This is a genomic window from Dermacoccus sp. 147Ba, from assembly GCF_004151355.1.
Lineage (GTDB): Bacteria > Actinomycetota > Actinomycetes > Actinomycetales > Dermatophilaceae > Dermacoccus > Dermacoccus abyssi.
Genome location: NZ_SEHL01000010.1, coordinates 39,722 through 58,546, shown reverse-complemented (window position 1 = coordinate 58,546; position 18,825 = coordinate 39,722). Strand labels below are relative to the sequence as shown.

At 68.2% G+C, this 18,825-nt stretch carries 20 protein-coding genes; 7 read left to right on the top strand and 13 right to left on the bottom strand.

The annotated features are described in order from the left end of the window. Window positions 1-111 precede the first annotated feature (111 nt). Genes EVU97_RS12795 through EVU97_RS12785 form a run of 3 tightly spaced genes read left to right on the top strand, consistent with a single transcriptional unit; the run spans window position 112 to window position 2,686 of the window. Window positions 112-885, top strand: coding sequence for a trans-aconitate 2-methyltransferase (locus tag EVU97_RS12795; protein WP_129666347.1), 774 nt, complete (start codon window positions 112-114; stop codon window positions 883-885). Further along, complete coding sequence (locus tag EVU97_RS12790; protein WP_129666345.1) at window positions 882-2,054, top strand: sensor histidine kinase; 1,173 nt, start codon at window positions 882-884, stop codon at window positions 2,052-2,054. Before EVU97_RS12795 ends, EVU97_RS12790 begins: the two co-directional genes overlap by 4 nt. Beyond that, entirely contained in the window at window positions 2,051-2,686 is a 636-nt protein-coding gene (locus EVU97_RS12785) for a response regulator transcription factor (protein WP_129666343.1), read from the top strand. The genes EVU97_RS12790 and EVU97_RS12785 overlap by 4 nt, the downstream gene beginning before the upstream one ends. Here EVU97_RS12785 and EVU97_RS12780 read toward each other — a convergent pair. The 9 genes from EVU97_RS12780 to EVU97_RS15025 all read right to left on the bottom strand — a co-directional run bounded on the left by EVU97_RS12780 (window position 2,683) and on the right by EVU97_RS15025 (window position 9,123). Continuing rightward, the gene (locus tag EVU97_RS12780; RefSeq protein WP_129666341.1) at window positions 2,683-3,204 is read right to left on the bottom strand and encodes a hypothetical protein; all 522 of its coding nucleotides are present in this window, start codon (window positions 3,202-3,204) and stop codon (window positions 2,683-2,685) included. The genes EVU97_RS12785 and EVU97_RS12780 overlap by 4 nt on opposite strands. Further along, on the bottom strand, window positions 3,201-4,034 hold the full coding sequence (locus EVU97_RS12775; protein WP_129666339.1) for a SagB/ThcOx family dehydrogenase: 834 nt from the start codon (window positions 4,032-4,034) through the stop codon (window positions 3,201-3,203). The genes EVU97_RS12780 and EVU97_RS12775 overlap by 4 nt, the downstream gene beginning before the upstream one ends. 10 nt (window positions 4,035-4,044) lie before the next feature. Further along, window positions 4,045-5,259: a YcaO-like family protein gene (locus EVU97_RS12770; RefSeq protein WP_225911181.1), complete on the bottom strand. Its 1,215-nt coding sequence runs from the start codon at window positions 5,257-5,259 to the stop codon at window positions 4,045-4,047. A gap of 203 nt (window positions 5,260-5,462) precedes the next feature. Then, window positions 5,463-6,422: a TOMM precursor leader peptide-binding protein gene (locus EVU97_RS12765; protein WP_052946838.1), complete on the bottom strand. Its 960-nt coding sequence runs from the start codon at window positions 6,420-6,422 to the stop codon at window positions 5,463-5,465. Continuing rightward, window positions 6,419-6,598 (bottom strand): hypothetical protein, encoded by a 180-nt coding sequence (locus EVU97_RS12760; protein WP_129666335.1) that lies wholly within the window; start codon window positions 6,596-6,598, stop codon window positions 6,419-6,421. Before EVU97_RS12760 ends, EVU97_RS12765 begins: the two co-directional genes overlap by 4 nt. Window positions 6,599-6,609: 11 nt before the next feature. Then, the gene (locus tag EVU97_RS12755) at window positions 6,610-7,302 is read right to left on the bottom strand and encodes a hypothetical protein (protein WP_129666333.1); all 693 of its coding nucleotides are present in this window, start codon (window positions 7,300-7,302) and stop codon (window positions 6,610-6,612) included. Window positions 7,303-7,308: 6 nt separating this feature from the next. Continuing rightward, a complete protein-coding gene (locus EVU97_RS12750) occupies window positions 7,309-8,109 on the bottom strand; it encodes an ABC transporter permease (protein ID WP_082128670.1) in 801 nt (266 codons plus the stop codon). Beyond that, a complete protein-coding gene (locus EVU97_RS12745) occupies window positions 8,106-8,870 on the bottom strand; it encodes an ABC transporter ATP-binding protein (protein WP_052946839.1) in 765 nt (254 codons plus the stop codon). The genes EVU97_RS12750 and EVU97_RS12745 overlap by 4 nt, the downstream gene beginning before the upstream one ends. A gap of 106 nt (window positions 8,871-8,976) precedes the next feature. Then, entirely contained in the window at window positions 8,977-9,123 is a 147-nt protein-coding gene (locus tag EVU97_RS15025; protein ID WP_156170157.1) for a hypothetical protein, read from the bottom strand. 316 nt (window positions 9,124-9,439) lie between these two features. Here EVU97_RS15025 and EVU97_RS12740 point away from each other — a divergent pair, with 316 nt between their 5' ends. Then, window positions 9,440-10,123 carry a hypothetical protein gene (locus EVU97_RS12740; protein WP_129666331.1) on the top strand — a complete coding sequence of 228 codons (684 nt, stop codon included), beginning with the start codon at window positions 9,440-9,442 and terminating at the stop codon, window positions 10,121-10,123. A 4-nt stretch (window positions 10,124-10,127) separates the two neighbouring features. On the opposite strand, the gene EVU97_RS12735 is transcribed toward EVU97_RS12740, so the two are convergent. Together EVU97_RS12735 and EVU97_RS15150 are read right to left on the bottom strand one after the other, a co-directional pair. Continuing rightward, on the bottom strand, window positions 10,128-10,673 hold the full coding sequence (locus EVU97_RS12735; RefSeq protein ID WP_129666329.1) for a TM2 domain-containing protein: 546 nt from the start codon (window positions 10,671-10,673) through the stop codon (window positions 10,128-10,130). A gap of 117 nt (window positions 10,674-10,790) precedes the next feature. Then, window positions 10,791-11,801 (bottom strand): hypothetical protein, encoded by a 1,011-nt coding sequence (locus EVU97_RS15150; RefSeq protein ID WP_205744916.1) that lies wholly within the window; start codon window positions 11,799-11,801, stop codon window positions 10,791-10,793. Window positions 11,802-12,034: 233 nt separating this feature from the next. Here EVU97_RS15150 and EVU97_RS12725 point away from each other — a divergent pair, with 233 nt between their 5' ends. Further along, window positions 12,035-12,478 (top strand): hypothetical protein, encoded by a 444-nt coding sequence (locus tag EVU97_RS12725; RefSeq protein ID WP_129666328.1) that lies wholly within the window; start codon window positions 12,035-12,037, stop codon window positions 12,476-12,478. 5 nt (window positions 12,479-12,483) lie between these two features. On the opposite strand, the gene EVU97_RS12720 is transcribed toward EVU97_RS12725, so the two are convergent. Beyond that, the gene (locus EVU97_RS12720) at window positions 12,484-14,127 is read right to left on the bottom strand and encodes a hypothetical protein (RefSeq protein WP_129666326.1); all 1,644 of its coding nucleotides are present in this window, start codon (window positions 14,125-14,127) and stop codon (window positions 12,484-12,486) included. Between the two features lie 3 nt (window positions 14,128-14,130). Further along, window positions 14,131-17,082, bottom strand: coding sequence for a hypothetical protein (locus EVU97_RS12715; RefSeq protein ID WP_129666324.1), 2,952 nt, complete (start codon window positions 17,080-17,082; stop codon window positions 14,131-14,133). 196 nt (window positions 17,083-17,278) lie between these two features. Between EVU97_RS12715 and EVU97_RS12710 the strand changes: the two genes are divergently transcribed. Together EVU97_RS12710 and EVU97_RS15145 are read left to right on the top strand one after the other, a co-directional pair. Beyond that, entirely contained in the window at window positions 17,279-17,887 is a 609-nt protein-coding gene (locus tag EVU97_RS12710) for a hypothetical protein (RefSeq protein ID WP_129666322.1), read from the top strand. Between the two features lie 175 nt (window positions 17,888-18,062). After that, a complete protein-coding gene (locus tag EVU97_RS15145; RefSeq protein WP_205744915.1) occupies window positions 18,063-18,752 on the top strand; it encodes an LppP/LprE family lipoprotein in 690 nt (229 codons plus the stop codon). Window positions 18,753-18,825: the final 73 nt, after the last annotated feature.

Below are 18,825 nucleotides of genomic sequence, written 5' to 3'. Positions count from 1 at the left end.
CCGGTCATGCGCGGCGGCGGCAACACGACGCTGCGGCAAGCCCTGCACTGCGGCGAATTCCTCCCCAATCCTGGCGGGCATCTGCGCCTGCTGCGCCAGTAGGCTGGGCACATGAGGACGGGGCGGGCACGACGAGCCCAACGGTGGTTCGCCGACGAGGAACGACGAAAGATCAGCACAACCTTCGACGATCGCGAGACCGAGCCGTCGAGGGTTCTCAACGCAGCCATCGCCCTGGCGCTCGCACCCGAGGCGCGGCGCGTCCTGGACGTCGGGTGCGGGGGTGGGGAGATGCTCGGTTCGATCCGCAGACTCGACGCGACCCTCCACCTCGTCGGCATCGACCCGGTCGAGAGCGCCGTCGCCGAGGCTCGCCGACGTTTCGGGGCTGACGCCCGCGCCACCTTTGCCGTCGCCGCCGCCGAAGACCTCGAGGATCTGGAGCATCCGGTCGACTTGGCCGTCAGCCACCTCAACCTGGGCTTGTGGAGTGACCCACTGCGTGGCCTGACCCGAGTCATGAGCCACCTCGCGCCGGGAGGCGTGCTCTTCGTCGTCGATGTCGCCGAGGCCCGGACGTCGGCCGACACGGAGGCATTCCTCGCTCTTGCTCGCACCGACGACGAACGGGAGTACCTGAGCGACCAGCTCGCGGCTGGTTTCGAGCCCCGTCAACTCGAGGATCTCCTGCACGCTGCAGCCGACGAGGCCCGGCGAAAGGTTGATGTCCACGTCGGCCGGGGTGGCCTCGCAGGCTTCGCCTACGACGACGCGCGCGCGGGCGAACTCTTCGCCGCTTCGGCCGTTCGAGAAGCCCTACAAGCCTTCTCCTCCGGTGACTCCACGGCCAACGCGGTGGTGAGCGCGGTGGTCAACGTCCGATGACCGCCACACCCCACTTCCTCTCGACGCAGGATCTCGAACGATGGATCAAACTGCGTTCGGTCCTCCTCGTCCTTCTCACCGCTTTGGCGGTGTGGGAGGCGGGCTGGCCGATGGCGATCGCGCCCGTCTGCGGCGCGGCACTGTTCGCGCTCCTCGGCAGGGAAGGGGTTCCCCGGATTCCGGTGACGATCGCGGCCTTGGCGCTGATCGGGCTCGGCTCCCCCGTCGTCGCGCTGTTCCTGCCCGTCGCCGTCGCGGAGACCTTCTGGGCGTTGCCCCTGCGACAAGCCGTCGTCACGGTCACGGTGGTGTTCGGGGTCGCGTTGGTGTCCATCTTCACTCACGCCGCGTCACCTCACGCCTGGGCCCTCGCCCCGCTTGCTCTCGGTTACCTGCTCAGCATCGCCGCTGCGGTGTGGATCTCCCAGATCCTGGAGGTGACGAAGCAACGGACCGAAGCGCTCGAGGAGTTGCGACGCTCGCAGAAGGAACTGGCCGAGCTGAGTCGGATCGCGGGCATCGAAGCCGAACGTGCCCGCATTGCTCAGGAGGTGCACGACGGTGTGACGCAGCGTCTGGCGCTCATCCGAATGCTGCTCGACTCCGCGTCCGATGCCCGAACGGCGGCTGACGACGCCCGGCAGCGGACGCATCTGGCGTACGTCGAGTCGGGGGAAAGTCTCAAGGAACTTCGGTCGCTTCTCGCCCGAACGGACACCGACGAGGCTCCGGACAACGACGCGGAGTTCGCGCGAGGTGTCCGAGCGGCGGCGGCCAGCGTCGCTGCAGCCTCCGGCCTGAGCGTCAAAACCGACTTCGCACAGTTCCGTCACGGTGAGGAACTCCCCCTTCGTCTGCGCAGCACGGCCACGGCCTTCATCCGAACAGCACTCACGAACACCGTCGAACACTCCGGAGCCGACCGAGCACGCATTACTGTGCTCAGCACCGCTGATCACATCGTGGTGCGCGTGGAGGACGACGGTGTCGGCATGCCACCCACCACCGTGGCGCGGCCGGGGCCGGGACACGGTTTCGGGCTACGCAGCAGCAGGGAGCGGATCGAAGGCCTGGGAGGCCGCCTCAGCATCGGGGAATCCACCGACGGCGGTGCCCTGGTCGAAGCCGAGTTCCCCCTCGTCGGCACGTCAGAATCGGAGAGCTCATGAGTGTGCGAGTCGTCATCGTCGACGATCACGGCTTCGTCTCGTCCGGCTTGGCACTGCTGTTGAACAGCGGCGACGCGGTCGAGGTGGTGGCCACCCTCGACGACCCCCGTGACGTGCCCGAGGCCCTCACCGCACATCGCCCCGATGTCCTGGTCACGGACATGGCGATGCCCCGGATGAGCGGTGACGAACTCATCGCGAGCCTCCGGGAACATCCGCACGCCCCGCCGGCGGTCGTTCTTTCCGCCCTCACCTCGTGCGAGGCGATCGCGGCGGCATTTCGCGCGGGTGCGGTCAACTACGTGTTCAAGGACGCACCCCTGGCGCAGATCGCCAAGGTTCTGGTGGACGCCGCAAACGGCACGTCGACCTATTCGCCGGAGGTCACGTCTGCACTTGCCACCCAGTTCGTTCACCAAGCGCCCGGCCCACCCGTCGAGCTCAGCAGCCGGGAACGCGAGATCCTCACCCTCGTCTCCAAGGGCCTGACCAACCGTCAGGTCTGCCGCACGCTCAGCATTTCCGAGGCGACGGTCAAGACCTATCTCTCGCGCTGCTACACCAAACTCGAGGTGAACGATCGGGCGTCGGCTGTGCGCGTCGCGCTCGAGAAGAACCTCCTCGACGACTAGGCCGGCCAGGCAGACGACGGTTCCGAGGCCAGGCCCTGGGCCTCGTGCCCGGTACCACGACACCGCTCGAGCACGATGTTGTGGCCAGCATGAACGGCGATCGCCGCCGGAAGGCCCAACCGAGCAGCGAAGTGGAACACCGTCCCCGTCAGCAGGTGGTAAGGCCACCGACGCGGGTCCCGGGGGGCGTGCAGCAGCGCGAATGGCACCACTGCCCACAGACGGTGTCTGCGCCACAGCATCTCCTCGGCGACGGCGACCTGGGCCGTCGTGACGACCACTGATTCTCGTCCGGGCCGCGCCCCCAGCTGAGCCATGGTGCCCATGCCGAGCCACCATCCCCCCTTGGCTCCCTCCCGCGATGCCATCCAGGCCAGGACGACGGTGGCAGTGTCGTAGACGCGGCCACTGACGTGCGGATCACGCAGGCGCCGACCCCGTTCGCCGGCCGCTGCTCGCCTCAGTAGCCACGGCAGAGCGAAGTGCGCTGCCGTGGCGGCACCCCACGGCGGGGTCACTGGCCCCGACCGACCGGCACGAGGTACAGCGGAACCTCGTCGACACCGCAGAATCCCAGTGTGCCGTTGACCTCGTCGTCGCAGAATCCGCCCAGAGGACGGGCCGCCAAGTCCATGGCCGAAGCCGTGAGGAGCAAGGTCTGGCACAGATGGCCAGCCTCCATCAGAGCAAATCGCACAGCGCGGTGGCCGTACTTGAAGCGGGAGCGCCACGGCATCATCGACACCACGATCGTCACGGCTGCGTTGTCGATCATGTCCTCCTGCAGGGCAGCACGCGCCAGGGCTGCGTGATCCACCTCGCTGATTCTGGTGAGGCTCGCATTCCCGGCGTCGGCCATCTCGACGTGGAACAGGCCCGGTTCCAGTGCCTCAACTCGGCGAACCACCACCCACAGTTCGAGCGGAAACAGCGCCCCCGCCGACGGCGTGGCCCGTCGCGGCTGTGTGCCCGATGCCGGTCCGGTGCCGGGGCGCGGCTCCCACGCCAACCGCAATAGGGTGGCCAACTCCGTGAGAGTGAGTTCTTCGTCCGCGAACCCGTCCGCGCTGGAACGGCGATCCAGGGCGTCGGCAACGCTCGTCTCGACCTTCATCGGAGCAGGCAGTTCGGTCCTGGCGCGAGAGACGTGGCGCTGTCCGGCACGAGCGATGATCGGGTGCATCTCCGGGGTCGTCTGCAACATCCGGACACCCGGCGCGTCCCAACTCATCGCGTCACGCCGGATCTTCGTGGCCTCGACGAAGTCCTCTGCCGGGTCACCAGGCGCCGGCACTTCGCCGTAGACGACGTCAACGAGATTTGCTCCGTGAACGGAATCGGTGATCATGGCTTCCTCCTCAGGGGAACGGGTGCGGCCAGGGGTTGAGATCGTCGAACGTCAGCTTTCTGGGCGACAACCCGACCTCGAAGGCGCGCTCATAGAGCCGTCGGCCACCGAGCATGCGCCCCGCGTACCCCGAGTCAAGAGCGCTCAGCGCGGGTGCGATCACCTTCGCGACGACCAGGCCCGCCTCTCGAACGTCCGGGCTGGTGAGGTCACAGGCCGCGCACCGCACACCCTGATCACGCAGGCGCCGGGCGATCTCGTCGATCGCGCCGCCCGGTGAAGCGTCCGGAACGGCGGGGAGATCTTCGAGTCCGACACGCTCGGACGAAGCATCGAGAAAGGCCGCTGCGGCAATGCTCTTCGGGTGCAAGGACAGGCGCACGTGGTCGTCGAAATCCGCGACCTGTTCGAAGCCGGCGCCAGGATCGATCACTGCACCCTCACGCTGTTCTGCCTTGGACCACGTCCGCGTCTGGAAGGCCTCGATCATGGCCTTACTAGCTGCCGTCAACGCGGAGGTCGAGCAGGCGGCTCCGAGGGCCAGCGGAGCAACGTCATTGTGCGGATTGCGCACGAGCGCGAGAACCACAGGCACGTCGACGAGGCGGCTCAGATCGACGAGGGAGACAGCGAGTCCTGTGGGCTCGACGTGACGCGCCATGAACTCACGAAGGCTCGCAGACGAATCGGGGTCGATGAGGGGCAGGCTGTGACGCCCGTACCAGGTCGCCATGAAAGCGTCGCGTTCCACGACCTCGAGCAAGCCCGACAACACGGCTTCCTCCCAGGTACATCCACACGCCATGCCGTTACTCGTCGAGTAGCCGATGCGGTTGTCGTCGAGCGCGGTGTTGGCCAGGAACATCAGTTGAGCAGGCACCTCGAGGGGGCTGCCGACCGCGAGGTCGACACCACGCAACCACGCGAGGGAGGTCGACGCAGTGAAGGGCGAGTAGGCGAAGCCCTCGACCGTGAACTGTTCAGGCGCGAAAGGGGTGAACTCCTCGGGGCGAACGTGGTCCACACCTTCGGCGTCGAGCTGCGCACTGGTCGCCCGCCGCAGCGTCGTCGTGTCGATGTACGCCCCGCTGTAACGTTCAACCGTCTCCCCGATCGCTGCGGCACGCGCCTGCCGAGGGTCTGCCGCCCCGCCCCCGTTCAGTTCGTTGCATGCTGCTCCCAGGAGCCACCTCGAATCACAGGCCTGCGCTCCGACGCCCGACATCCGAATGTCGTCGACGTCGTGGAGCTGAGCGAACAGCCTGGACGTCAGCCCCACCAAGGGTGAGGCCAGATGATCGAGCCTGGCCCAACCGGCTTCTCGGTCGGTCCACCTGCTGGTCGGGTCGGGCCGTCGCGGCTCCCGCCGGGCGTCAGCGGCGTCGACTTCCGGCGAGGGGTCGGTGTCCACACGCTGGAGAATGTCCGTCATTGCGAGACACCCCCGTGGTGCCACACCTGCGGAAGTCCGCGCTGGGCCGTGGGGGAACAGTCGGGGCAGCGCGGCACGCGCAGGACCTTGTGCTCCGTGACCTTGACGCCGGGGTGGCTCCTCTCCAGCGCGGCCAGCCCGCCGGGGCACGACATCGTCGAATGATCGCCCAGAGCAATGCGTTCGGTGACCTTCTCGACGGCGAGCGCGGCAACGAACCAACTCAATCCCACCATGTCGGTCGGCATGGGGCTCATCGCAACGGGCTCCGCCCCCGCCAGGTCTTCGATGACGCGTCGATCCGGGAAATTGGCCGCGCGCCTGAGCCGGTAGCACCGCAGGCAGGCAGACGAGTGAGGGCGAATGTACGGCCCGACGACAGAGTGGCCCGCATCGTCGAGGACGACCGGAAGCCACGGCAGGCCCGTCTCGAGGGCCCACGTGTTGTGCTCCGTCAGAAGGACATCGTCCACGGAACCGGCGACCACGACGGCCGGAGCCACGGAGCCTTCGATCTGTGCGCAGGCGCGAGCCTCACGTCCGTCGTCCGTGACCCCCACCCCGCTGTCCTCGAGAATTGAGCGGACACGAGCCGCGAGCGGGTGCTTTCCGAGGACGGGGACGACAGATTCTCGAAGCGCCGCATCGACATCACGCAGAGGATGCACCTGGCCCGAACGCTGCCACAACAAACGAGCGCTGGGTGATGCCTGCGTCATCCCCTCCTCCACGCTGACGAGGCCGGATTCACGCAGCAGTTCGACGAGGGAGGACCATGCCGGCGAGTCCGTCGGCATGGTCGGCAGGACACCGTCGTCACTGCCCGCGAGCAGGGATTCAACGAGGTGGACCATGTCGTCGCCCGAGATGGTCCAAGCCTGGTCTCCCGACCGAACGACGAGCTTCTCACCATGGCGCAGTACGGACGTACCGGGCGCGAGCGTGGGGGCACTCATCGCGCGTCCTTCCGGGCGCCGAGGGCCGTGAAGACGAAGATTGCCAGGCCGAGCGCGAGTCCGATGCCGCCCGCCGTGAGTGCCTTTCCGACGTTTTCTGTCGTCATCCAGACGGCTCCCGCCCCGAGAAGGCTGAGCACGAGGGCAATAGTGATCGGTCCGATGAACGTTTTCACGGTGTTCTCCTTCACTTCGAGGTGGTGTGGGGAGCGTGCCAACCGGTCGGCTCCCGCTTCAGAGCCTGGGTGAGGGTTCGGGCGCCGAGTTCGCTGTTCGACGCCGTCCGTCCGGCCCAGCGTTGATGACCGACGAAGACCGAAGCCGCCGAGCGGCCGAAGACGGCCGACAATCGATCGACAAGGACATTCGCCTCGACCGGGACAATCTGTGGTGCGCGAACGCCCATACGAGCCGCTCGCTGCACGAGCGCTTCGTCAGCCGTTCCCGCCGTTGCGCCCGCGAGGTCGAACACCGACCCATCGGGTGCGGATGCGCTCGCGCGCACGACCTCCAGCACGTCCTGGGCGCGCAACCAGGCGATCGGTTCGTCGCCGTAGGCGTGATGGACCGGCTGATGGGCGCGCAGTGGCTCGTCGTAAACGCTCAGGTCATCGAAGACCGGAGCGAGACGTAGGGTGATCGCTCGGCGCAGGAGCGAACGCGCCTCGTCCTCGCGGGCGGCGAGATCTCGTTCGTAGTCGCTGAGGTCACGTCGGCCGCAGAGACCGATGCTCGAGAGAAGAACCACACGTTCTCCGCTGGCGGCGGCCTCGTGCACGCCGGTGCGCCACTCCTCACCGATGCTCCACAGGTCGAGCACCTGACCGATGTCCACGCCTGAGTTCACTTCACGCAAACTCGCGCGCTGCGTTCGTAGCATCGAGTCTCACCTCCGCTTCATCGGCGCCCAGGTGAAGAGACGCACGGCCAGAGCACCCGCCACGAGTGCCCAGATGCCTCCCACCGCCACAGCCGCCAGCAGGTCGGTGGACGTCGCCGTACCGGCGTAGGCGTCGACGCCCAGTTCGACACTTCGCGTGAAGGGTAGGTAGCGAGCTACGTTCTCGAACCACTGCGGCGTCGAGTCGAGAGGGAAGAACACTCCGGAAGCGAGCATCAGGGGCAAGCCGATGGCGTTGGCGATCGGTGCGGCGGCCGTCTCACTGCGAATCATCACGGTGCACAGCACTCCGAGAGCGCTACCTACAGCCAATGTCAGGAGCACGGCCACGACGAGCATGCCCACCTGCTGAACGGCCGCGTCGTACACGATCAGACCGACGATCCCCAGCACCACGCAGGTCGTCAGCGCCACGAGCCCAGCCGCCACGATGCGTGAACCGAGGTACGAACTTCGAGGAAGTGGTGTGACGAGTACACGTTTCAGTTGCCCGTACTCGCGAAGGTAGGTGAGAGTCACCGCGAGATTCGTCAGTGTCCCCGAGGCAACCGCAAGCGCCATTGTGGCCGGCACGTAGTAGTCAGCCGCTTTCGCCGCGTCATCGCTCGTGGCGGCGAAGGCGACGAGGAAAAGCAGCGGTAGAGCCAGCGTGAAGAAGACTGCGGCAGGGTTGCGCAACTGCTGCAAGATGTCCCAGCGCAACTGCGAGACCATGCCCCCGAGCCCCGTCGGGACGTGGCGTTCCGCGCGCCTGTCCCGGGTACGTTCGGCTCCGTATGCACTCATCGCAATGCCTCCGTTCGGCGTGAGAGGTGAAGGTAGACGTCTTCGAATGTGGGCTCGGCCCCCCGGAAGCCCGTGACACCCTCACCGAAGTCTGCGGTCAGGGATCGGACGGTCCCTTCGGCGACGATTCGTCCAGCGCGAAGAACGGCCACGTGGTCAGCGAGTCGTTCCACCTCAGTCATGTCGTGACTCGTGAGCAGGATGCTCTGACCGCACTCGCGAAGGTCGAGCAACATGCTCCAGATCTCGCGTCGAGCGTCCGGGTCGAGGCCGGTCGTCGGTTCGTCCAGAAAGAGCACCTCGGGCCGACCGAGCATGGCGGCCGCGAGGTCGAGGCGACGGCGCTCACCACCGGAGAGCTTGTGCACCCTGCGATCGGCCACATGGGTCAGGCCCACTGATTCCAGTGCCGACTCACGAGACCTCGGAGTGCTGTACCAGGAACGCGACATGTCGATGAACTCGGCCACGCTCAGATCGGCGTCCAACCTGGTGTCCTGCAGCACCACTCCGATTCGGTCCCGCCACTCGGCGGGAGCACGCCACGGGTCACGACCGAGCACCTCGACCGTGCCGGCGTCCGGTCGAGCAAAACCTTCCAGCAGATCGACCAGCGTGGTCTTACCCGCTCCGTTCGGACCGAGCAGGGCGGTGATCCGACCGCGCGGGACGGTGAGCGTCACGTGGTCCAACGCGACCGTCCGCTCGTACTGCACGACGACATCCCGGACTTCGATGACAGGACGGTTGGGGGTGGTCATGGGCTCTCTCCTTCGACCGTGTTCTCGCCACGAGGGCGATGAGCTGGCGGGTGACGGTGGGGTGCCCGGAGGCACGGGCCCCCCACCGTCACTCTGATGCCGAACGTCACATCTGGACGCAACCGACGCAGCACGTCGAGGACGACGACGAACAGCGAGCCGCCGTCGGCTCGAAGAAGACGGCGGACGACCCGAAGGCTTCGACCTGAGCGTCAGAGACAGCGGACTCGATGGCGGTAGCGGTGAACTGCATGACTTCTCCTTCTGTGTGTGCACATGTGAGGCGTCATCCCCACAGCCAATGGCCTGAATGCCTCGGCACTGACAGCGTTACTCGCGAAATCCGCCGAATGAAGAGCTGGGGAGCGACAGGCGACCATCGGGGGACAGACATGTCCCCCACTTGGTGGACACGCCGCGTCCACCCGTCGGCGTACTCGCCGGTCAGCGCCCGTGGTTCCCCTCTTGCCCCTGGTCCCGCTCATGACGTTCGGAGCGGCCCCTCACCCGAACGCGACACGCCGAGCCTGGTTTGCACGAACATCCAGCGTTCGTAGACTCGGTGGTATATGGGTGAGGACGAGCCGTACTGGTACGACGACGAATACGACGATGAGTCCGAGAACGAAGAGGCTGATCGTTCCCGTCAGCGCGCCTTCGTCGGGGTCGTGACGGCGGCCGTCGTCGGCTCCGTGGCGCTCGTGGGGGCCACCCTCTTCGCGAAGCAGTTCGAGGATGGCCGCGACGGCGACGAACTGCCCGGCTCTGTGGCTTCCTCGACGTCTGAGCCGTCGAGCTCTTCCTCGTCGACGAGTTCGCCGAGTTCTTCGAGCAGTTCGCCGAGTTCTTCGCGCAGTACGAGTTCCTCGTCGACCTCTTCGGCAACCAGCTACGACTCGGCGGCGGCCAAGGCTGCCGCAGAGCGTGCAGCAGCCGCTGAACGCGCCCGCAAGGCAGCGGCAGCCCGCGCTGCAGCCGAGGCGCGGGCGTCGGCCTCCGCGAAGGCCAAGGCGAGTGCGTCGAAGAGCTCCAAGTCTTCCAGCGCGTCCAAGAGCTCGAGTTCGTCGAAGTCGAGTTCCAGCACGAGTTCGACCACGCCCAAGCCGACCTCGCCGAAGCCCACCACTCCCAAACCGACGACCCCGAAGCCTCCGTCTCCGACGAACACCTTCACCACTCAGCCGGAGCCGACGCCTCCGCCCGCGCCGTCGACCCCGCCTCCGGCCGCGCCGGAGGGCGCTCCCGCGTCATAACGCGTCAGGGGCCGAGCTTGCGGCCGTTGCCGTCGCGCACGGAGCCCGTCCACATGAGGATGGCGTCGACGAACGCCCACAGCGACAGGCCCATGAGGATGAGGAAGCCGATGCCGAAGATGAGCGTCACCATGCCGAAGAGCCACATGCCGAGCTGAATCGCGCCGACCGTCGTGTCACCGATGTAGAACCGCCCGACGCCGAGCCACCCGAGAAAGAACTGCAGAAGACCTGCGGCAACCTTCGACTTGTCCGACAGCGGCTCACCCGTGTACGGATCGACACGCCCCTGCCAGGGGCCGGCGAAACCGGCCGCGCCCGGCACGAAGCCCAGGGTCGGCTGGGCCCGGAACACATTGGGCGTCGCCTGCGGCGGGTACGGATACGGCTGATGCGCGGGGTAACCGTCCGCGTACGGAGTGGATCCGCTCGAATACCCGTACGGCGTCTGAGGCTGCGACGGCACCGGGCCCGACGACATGCGCGTGGGCTCGTCGTACACGGACCGGTCGTCGTCACAGCCGCTCGTCTCCCACCCCTGGTTGCTCATGCTTCATGCTGGCACACGCCGGTGACAATGGGTCCGAAGTTGTCCACAGGGGATGAGACGAGCGGCGACCCGAAACACCGGATCGCCGCTCGTCGTAGACGCTTTCGCGCCGAAAGGTCAGTCGCGGAGCGCGCTGATCACACTCGTGATGACGAGCGCGATTCCGGCGATGAGACAGAGCGTCAGGCCCCAACCGCTGCCGGCGCTGAACGAGGCCTGATCACCCAAGGACGACATCTGGTCCTTGAGATCGGCCAGGTCGGAGCGCACGTCGAACCAGTCGTAGATGGCGACGGCCGATGCGACGAGACCCATCGCGACAGCGCCCCACATGACCGGCTTGCGCACTCGCCCGATGGCGCGCAGCACACCGAGCGCGAGCGCGATGAGGGCCGGAATGAGGATGATCCAGCCGTCGGTGACCTTCTCCTGATCGGCGCCCGTGGAGCGCCCCTCAGGAGCGTTCGACGACTCCATGCCCAGGCCGTTCGTCGAGGCGGTGAAGTCGCCGGTCATGGGGTGACCCACCTTGACGAACACCCAGGTGCCGAAGCAGCCGATGACGGCGAGGAGGGCCGCCGCGACGACGCCCCAACCCATGGTGCGTCCGATGCCGGCCTTCGGCTTCGCCTTAGTGTCGGTCGTCGCGAACGATCCGTTCTGTCCGAACTGACCGTACTGCTGCTGGTTGTTCTGGCCGGCGAAACCGTGACCGGCGGCGGGCTGGCTGTTCCACTGCTGGTTGCTGCCCGGTGCGCCGGACGAATGCTGCGCGCCCTGCGACGCGTAACCACCGCTGGGGTAGTTGCCCTGCGGCTGCGAGCCGTAGCCCTGGCCCGGCTGGTTCTGGCCGAACTGGCCCGGCTGACCCTGCTGGATCGGCTGACCGCTCGGGTAGCCACCCTGCGACGGGTACTGCTGCTGGGGGGCCTGGCCCGGCACCGGCGGGTACTGCCCGGGGCCACCCTGAGGCTGCTGGCCGTTGTACCCCTGCTGCCCCTGGCCGTACTGGCCCGGCTGACCGCCGTTCTGCTGGTTCTGCCAGGTCTGCGCCGGACCCTGCTGGTTCTGGCCCTGGTGCGCCGCCTGGGTGGGCTGCTCGTCCCAGTTGCCGTTGTTGTTCGACATCTCTCGTCCCCTCCCGACACCTGTGGTGTATCGATCGGTACAAAACTAGCCCCGACTCCCACCTCAGGACGACGCTAATGCGTTCCGCGCCGTAACGTTCGGGTCACGCCGGTTCGTCGTCGCCCTCGTCGCCGATACGTCGACCGCCCCGCATCGGCTGGAAACCCCGCCCCTCTGAACCTTCCACTCGCGTCGCTTCGGAACCACAAGGCCGCTGACGGAGTCAAAGGAGCATGAGACGCACGCAGGCACTGACGTTAGGAGCCGGAGCAGCCGGGTTGCTCGCCCTCCTCGCGGCCTGTTCGCAACCGGAGCCGTGTGCGTGCAGCGTCGCCCCGATCAGCGACTCGCTCATGCCCGTGGGCGTGGCGTCGCCGCAGGAGCCCGGGCAGGGGACGGTCAGACCGTCAACTCTCGTCGAGGGCGAGACCCGGATCACCGACATCGTGTGGGACGAGTGGGGGGCGGAGAACATCACGGCGCGCGGCACGATCGATGGCCGTCGCGTCACGTTGCGTCTGGTCGCCGCGCCCTGCGCGGGCCGCGACCGCTACGTGGCACTCACCTATGGGACGTCTGCCGAGTTCGACAAGGGCGGGACGACCACGCTGAGGATGTGCGAAGACCCGCCGTCCACGCCTGGCTCACCGACGTCGACGGACACCCCGACGACGTAAGGCACTCAGATCGTCAGGGTGCCGCGGGCGAAGGCACCCAGGATGCGCTCGTGCGTCTGGCGGGGCAGGGCTCGTGATCCCGGTTCGCCGATCGGCGTTCCGGGACGCGCGGGCGCGGTGGCGAGCAGGTCGTCGAGTCCGGCACGCGCCACCATGAGCAGCCCGTGCGTCGCGCGGGTGCATGTGACGGCGAGGCGGCCGAACGCCGAGTTGAACTCGTCGAGCTTGCTCGCGCCCGAGAGCGGGTGGATGGCGACCGTGATGCCGTTCGTCTGCCCCTGCCAGGAGTCGACCGTCGAGGCGATGACTGCGCCCTCGGGCAGGTCGTAGCGACGCGTGAGGCGTTCGACGACGTCACTCATGTCGTCGACGGCCTGGTTGCGAGTTGCGAGTAGCGCGATGAGCGGGTCGCCCCCGAAGTCGTCGATGCCGTCGGTGCGCTCTCCCGTCGGTGACCCGTCAGGGCCGTAGGTGGCGCTGCGCAGTTCGAAGCCGTCGGCCACCAACTCGTCGAGGAGGGCCTCGATCGCCGCCACGAGCGGAACGTCGATGTCGGCGGCCTCAGCCTCGGGAAGGCCGTCGATCTCGAGGAGCGTCGGACGGCCGGTGCCGAGTTGGCGCCACACGTCGTCGGACGCAGCGCGCACCGGCATCAGCGCATCGACGAGTTCGGGGCCGCCGATCTCCTCGCCGAAGGTCGGCTCATCGGCGCCTTCCGTTGCGCATACGCCCGCGACGATCGACCGATCACCAGGCGCTGCAACGCAGTTCAGTTCGGCCCAGTCGGGGTAGAACGCCTGCCAGAGCCCCAGCTGCTCACCCGTGGGACGCCAGACGGCGGGCAGCTCACGCACCCACGTGACCCCGTCACGCTCGGCGTCGAGTCGTCGCGCCGTGATGCCGACGTACGACTCCGGCCATGCGCGGTACGGGTTGTAACCCGAGTCGCCGCGCCAGGGGTTGGCCGAGGAGTCGAGGGGCGGCAGCTGCCCGACGTCGCCGACGCCGACGTGAAGTTTCGACAACCACGAGACGCGGTCGAAGAGATGCTCCGCGAGTTGCCACGCCTCGTCGACGAAAAGGACGTCGAACAGAGGTTCGTGACGCGCGAGGCCGCGGCTCGTCTTCCACGCATAACCGCGCATGCCCATCATCGCGGCGGTGGCGAGGATGACCGGTGTCTCGAGATCGAGCTCACCCGAACTGACGATGGTGCACCGCTCCGCGAGGTGGGGCGGCAGGGTGTCGCGGTCGATCGAGTTACTCATGACGAGCGCGACGTTCTCGGCGCCGACATCCTGACCCAGCGACTCCCCGAGCGACCACAGCTGCTTGTTCGTGAACGCCGTGATGCCCACGCTGCGGCCGGTCGGTGTGCGCCCTTCGCCGAGGCCGCTCGCCTCAGCCACCATGCGCTTGAGAACGAACGACTTGCCCGCGCCCGCAGCGGCTTTGAGCAGGATGCGTCGCGCGGCCGGAGCCGCGTCGTCACCCTCGGGGTCGTAGGAGCGGAGGGCGTCGTCGACCGCCGCGAGCGCCGCGTGCAGTTCGGCCACGGCGTCAGCGGCCACGGCAGCGTTCGAGGCCGCGGCACTCGCGTGGTGCTGCGCGTTCTCAACGGGGGTGGGCGTGGTGAAGGTGAGAGCCATGGGTCACTCCCCCAGATCGTCGCGGGTGAGGTCGGAGGGCGGCTGCGTCGCGTCGACGTCTTCGTCGTCGGCCTGCGGCAGCGTGCCCTCCGCGATGTCGAAGGCATCCGTGTCGACGAGCGGCGGCCACACCTGCGGGTTGAGTTCGCCGGCCTCGCGGCGCTCGGCGAGGTAGTCGCTGAACTCGGCCTCGGCCGCCTCGTGCGGTTTGCAGCACCAGGCGTGGTTCTCCGGGTCGTTCGCGTACGAGTCCGGCCCGCACGCCTCGGCGTTGCGACTTGCCGGGCGGGGTGCGCTCGAGGTGTCGAGATTGGGCATCGGCACGGCGACCTCGCGGCGGTAGGAGAAGTTGCCGAACTTCTCGTAATCGCCGAGAACGATGTCGTCACCGACCGTGAGTTCGCGCGGTTCCTTGCCCTTGGTTGGCTTCGCCGGTTCGAAGCCGAAGAGCCGATAACCCACGGGCGCGGCCTCGTCGGGAAGCGCAGCCCGTTCGACGTCGTCGAGGTCGAGAAGGGCGCCGATCGGGATGCGTCCCCACTTCGTCGGGCTCTTCGCGTTGGGGATGCCCTCGGCGATCGTCGGCTCGTCGTTAATGTGCAGGGCGACGACGTTCTGCCCGGCCGTGAAGCGCCGCGAACCGACGGCAAGCACGAGCGGGTTGTCGCCGACGACGCGGGCGAGCGCCACGTGCCTGACGCCGGCGTTGAGTGCGGCGTCGCGCGCTTCCTGCGGGTCGCCGAGCATGGCGAGCCCGTGGACGAACTCGGCGTCGCCGGACAGGATCTCGACCTGGCTGTTGCGCCACCACCGCGAGGTGCGGCCGAAGCGGACGAGGTCGCTTGCGTGCAGGTGGAGTCGACGGCGCCAGACCTCCTGCGCTGCGCCCTCGTGCGCCCGGTGAGCCACACGCGTCGGAGCGTCGGGCAGATCGGCCAGAACGCTGCGGGCGTCGTCGAACAGGCTGAGTTTGTAGTCGAGCTCGTCACGGACCAGGTCGGGGAAAGGCGGCCCCTCGGGGGGTTTCACGTGAAACGAACCCTCGACGGCTTCCTGCTCATGGCGCTTGCGCCGCATCGAGACGTGCGAGAACAGTTCGTCGGAGCGATCGCGGCTCAGGCGCGCGCCGGGGGTCTCGTGGCGGTCGGCGATCTCATCAGACAGCGCCCGGTGATCGATCGGGGTCTCGCGCGTGGCCCACGCGAGCAGATAGTCGAGACGGCCGGCGTCACCCAGCGGGCCGCCGGGAATGACGTGCCGCGCCACGACGTCACGCAGGACGACAGTGGTGCTGCGCCCGACGAGAGCGCGAGAGCGGTCGTCCTCGAGGAGGAAGCTGACGGCGAGGCGCTGCTCGTCGGTGAGCGGAGCCGGCACGGTGGCGGGGTTGCCGTCGAAGGTGAGGGGCTCGCGTCCGGCCTCGAGGTCGCGCGCCCAGCGCAAGCGGCTCGTCTCGATACCGGCGAGGGAGTCGGCGATCGAGACGAGGAGGTCGGCAGTGGCGCAATCGGGCACGACGAGGTGAACAGGGCTCGGGTCGGGCTCACCGTCCTTGTCGAGCGGCGCGGTCGCGAGGAGCTCCTTCATCGCCGCGGCGAGCTGCTCGCCGAGGAGCGACATCACGGCGAGTCGGGTGTCGGGTGCCTGCGGTTCGGCGGTGGCGAAGGACGCGATTTCGCTCAAGGTGCCGTCGGTGAGCACCCGGCGAACGGCCATGCCGTAGACGCCGAGGGCGCTGCTGTCGGCCTTCGCGACGACGACCTCGATCGTGCCCGCCTCGCCCACGGGGTCGATACGGCCGTGCGGCGTGAACTGCGGCGCTCCCTCGAGGGTCGCGCGGACGGCGGCCGTCAGGGTTGTCGACGCGCGTTCGGGCGCGACGCCGTCGGTGACGAGGGCTGCGAGCGCCGGACGGTCGTCGGTGGGCGCCCCGATCTCGACGAGGACGTCGGTGGCGTCGCTCGACGTGCGCAACTGGTGACGGCAGTAGCGGAACATCGAGCAGGTCTGGCAAGAGGTGGGGTCGAACTCCTTCTCGCGGTGGTCGACCCACGCCTGCAGTTCGCTCTCGGGCACGTGGTCGCCGCCCGTTTCGGCGTGCACCTCCTGGCGCAGCGCTTCGCGCTCGGCGGCGCGGGCGCGCACCTCGGCGCGGTGGTCGTCGAGGCGTTCCATGACGGCGGTGGGCTGGAGGAAGCTGTTGCGGGGCACGGCGAGCGCACCGTAGGTGTGCACGCGCATGTCGGCGGGCCGCTTGCTCCAGGCTTCCGCGGACTCGGCGCCGAGGGCGACCTGGAGGAAGCCCTTGAGCATGCGGCCGTCGTCGATGCGGCTGCGCACGCGCTCGTAGTCCTTCGCATCACCCATGACGAGCCAGCTGCCGATGGCTTCGTCGGCGACGGCGGTCATCGTCTCGTCGTTCGCGTCAGCTGCCTGGAGGGCTTCGTCGAGTTCGTCGGGGCCTGCGGCCCCCGGACCGAGTGGGTCGTCGGCGAATCGCGGTGTGACGATGGCGAAGTCGGGCTTGACGGGCGTAGCGCCGGTTTCGCCCTCGAGGCCCACGAAGGGCACGGCGAGCGACGTGATGAGGGTGCAGTGGCCGTGCTCGACCGCGGCCTCGTGCGCCTGCGCGAGGGCCTGCGCCGTGGCACCGACGGAGACGCGCGCGTCGAGGCGCGTGACGGCGTCGGGGCGGCGCAGGCGCAGGTCGCCGACAGCGGTGGTGAGCAGCGGAGAGACGAAGCGTTCGTCCTTGACGAGGCGTTCGAAGGTCATGGCGCGCATCCAGCGCGCCTCGGGGATGCCGCCGTCAGCGTCCGCGTGGCCCAGGCGTTCGGCCAGTTCACGACGCGCGAGGCCGGTCACCATCGGGTCGGTGTGGCGGAAGCGCTCGCACCCCGCGTGTGCCGAAGCGGCGACGGCCGACGAGCCCCCGCCCGTGCTCAGTGATCCCATTCGCTCCCCTTCACGCGCAGTCGCTCGCCATTGTGGCCGATGTCACCGACAGCCGCCGGGATTCTGTAGACGTTCGGCATCACATACGACGCGGAACGTCGACAGAATCAACGCGGAGGGGGTGTTACCCAGACCACGTGGGGGCGTTCGCAATAATCGCCGTCGCGCTTCGCACCCCGACGAAAGATGAGGCCTGATGTCGACGTCCCCCTCCGCCCGTGGCACCTTCCGCGAGGACGACGGCAGCCCAGTCGCCTTCGCCGACGCCCTCAAGGTCTGGACGCGCATCGGTTACGCCCTCCTCCTCGACACCGCCACCCGCTACAACGCGGTGACGACGTACAAGGAACTCACGACGCGGGTGCAGGACGATTCAGGCCTCCGCACGACGACGCCGAGCGCCACCCTCGCAGGCAAGATCCTCGAGCTGTGCGCCGTCCAGGCTGCGCAGCAGGGTGAGCCGCCGCTGACGTCGCTGTGTCTCAAGGCCGACGGAACCGTCGGAGCCGCGTACTGGCGCATCCCGACGGCGGAAGACGTCGAGCTGCCCGCCGTGACCGCCGATTCCGACGTCGAGGCGCACGCCGCCGAGCACCGCCTCCTGTGCTACCGCAAGCACGCCACGGACCTGCCCGCCGACGGCGGTACCGCCACCCTGCCGGAGCACCTTGTCGCCCGCCGCGAGCGCACCGAGCGTCGCGCCCAGAAGGCACGCATCGCCGAGCGCGCGGACGCCCCGAAGCCCGTGTGCCCCACGTGCTTCACTCAGCTACCCGCGAACGGCATCTGCTGGCAGTGCGACTGACGCTGTGAGCCGGCCGTTGGGCAGGGTTTCCTGCGGTTGGGCAGTCTCCGACTCGGCCCAACAGCAGGAAAGTCTGCCCAACGATCCTTTGTGAAGGATCGTTTCTCCATGGAACCTCTCCGTCGTGCCCCGCGTCACAGACGCATCAAGCAGGCACCAGCCAAGGAGTTCAGCCATGAAGGTCACCCGCTCCGCCGTCACCGCCCTCGCGGCCACGGCCCTCACCCTCACCCTCGGCGCCTGCCAGCAGGAGCAGACCGCCGGAGGTTCGCCCAGCGTCGCGGCGTCGTCGAGCGCTTCGTCCTCGTCAGCCTCGGGCGGCGGCTCGAGCACCACGTCCTCGGGCACGCCCACCCGAACCGCAACGTCGAGCGCGTCGGCCACGCGGTCGACGCCCGCAGCAACGACGCCGAGCACCACGAGCACCCCCGACTCCGAGGCGCAGTGCTCCACCTCCACCGCCTCCCAGGCCGCACGCGACGCTGCCAAGCGAGTGCCCCCGTACGACCCGGGGTTCGGCGATGGCACCCGCTGGAAGTACACGGCCGACTCCTCCATCAACGGGTGGGACCGCTGCGCCGGCCTTTCCTGGGTCGCTCTGCCCATCGAGCGCGGCACCGGCAGCTCCCCGTGGCAGATCGCCCTGTTCCGCCACGGCGAGTACCTCGGCACCGCGACCGCCAAGGGCTATGGCTTCTGGCCGACGATCACCCGCGTCAGCGACGACAAGATCAAGGTCGTCTACCACTGGCCCAAGGAGGGCGAGGGCACCGCGAACGCGAGCGGCACCACCGTCGCCTACTTCGCGTGGGACGACGTCGACCACACCGTCCGTATGACCGGCAGCACCCCGCCCGAGAACTGATCGAGCACCGGGCAGACTTCGCTGCGGTTGGGTAGTCGCCGACACGGCCCAACCGCAGCGAACTCTGCCCAAC

Coding starts and splice junctions, on each gene's coding strand:
- EVU97_RS12795 (WP_129666347.1), top strand. CDS start 112: ATGAGGACGGGGCGGGCACGACGAGCCCAACGGTGGTTCGCCGACGAG.
- EVU97_RS12790 (WP_129666345.1), top strand. CDS start 882: ATGACCGCCACACCCCACTTCCTCTCGACGCAGGATCTCGAACGATGG.
- EVU97_RS12785 (WP_129666343.1), top strand. CDS start 2,051: ATGAGTGTGCGAGTCGTCATCGTCGACGATCACGGCTTCGTCTCGTCC.
- EVU97_RS12775 (WP_129666339.1), bottom strand. CDS start 4,034: ATGATCACCGATTCCGTTCACGGAGCAAATCTCGTTGACGTCGTCTAC.
- EVU97_RS12770 (WP_225911181.1), bottom strand. CDS start 5,259: ATGTCGGGCGTCGGAGCGCAGGCCTGTGATTCGAGGTGGCTCCTGGGA.
- EVU97_RS12765 (WP_052946838.1), bottom strand. CDS start 6,422: ATGAGTGCCCCCACGCTCGCGCCCGGTACGTCCGTACTGCGCCATGGT.
- EVU97_RS12755 (WP_129666333.1), bottom strand. CDS start 7,302: ATGCTACGAACGCAGCGCGCGAGTTTGCGTGAAGTGAACTCAGGCGTG.
- EVU97_RS12750 (WP_082128670.1), bottom strand. CDS start 8,109: ATGAGTGCATACGGAGCCGAACGTACCCGGGACAGGCGCGCGGAACGC.
- EVU97_RS12745 (WP_052946839.1), bottom strand. CDS start 8,870: ATGACCACCCCCAACCGTCCTGTCATCGAAGTCCGGGATGTCGTCGTG.
- EVU97_RS15025 (WP_156170157.1), bottom strand. CDS start 9,123: ATGCAGTTCACCGCTACCGCCATCGAGTCCGCTGTCTCTGACGCTCAG.
- EVU97_RS12740 (WP_129666331.1), top strand. CDS start 9,440: ATGGGTGAGGACGAGCCGTACTGGTACGACGACGAATACGACGATGAG.
- EVU97_RS12735 (WP_129666329.1), bottom strand. CDS start 10,673: ATGAGCAACCAGGGGTGGGAGACGAGCGGCTGTGACGACGACCGGTCC.
- EVU97_RS15150 (WP_205744916.1), bottom strand. CDS start 11,801: ATGTCGAACAACAACGGCAACTGGGACGAGCAGCCCACCCAGGCGGCG.
- EVU97_RS12725 (WP_129666328.1), top strand. CDS start 12,035: ATGAGACGCACGCAGGCACTGACGTTAGGAGCCGGAGCAGCCGGGTTG.
- EVU97_RS12720 (WP_129666326.1), bottom strand. CDS start 14,127: ATGGCTCTCACCTTCACCACGCCCACCCCCGTTGAGAACGCGCAGCAC.
- EVU97_RS12715 (WP_129666324.1), bottom strand. CDS start 17,082: ATGGGATCACTGAGCACGGGCGGGGGCTCGTCGGCCGTCGCCGCTTCG.
- EVU97_RS12710 (WP_129666322.1), top strand. CDS start 17,279: ATGTCGACGTCCCCCTCCGCCCGTGGCACCTTCCGCGAGGACGACGGC.
- EVU97_RS15145 (WP_205744915.1), top strand. CDS start 18,063: ATGAAGGTCACCCGCTCCGCCGTCACCGCCCTCGCGGCCACGGCCCTC.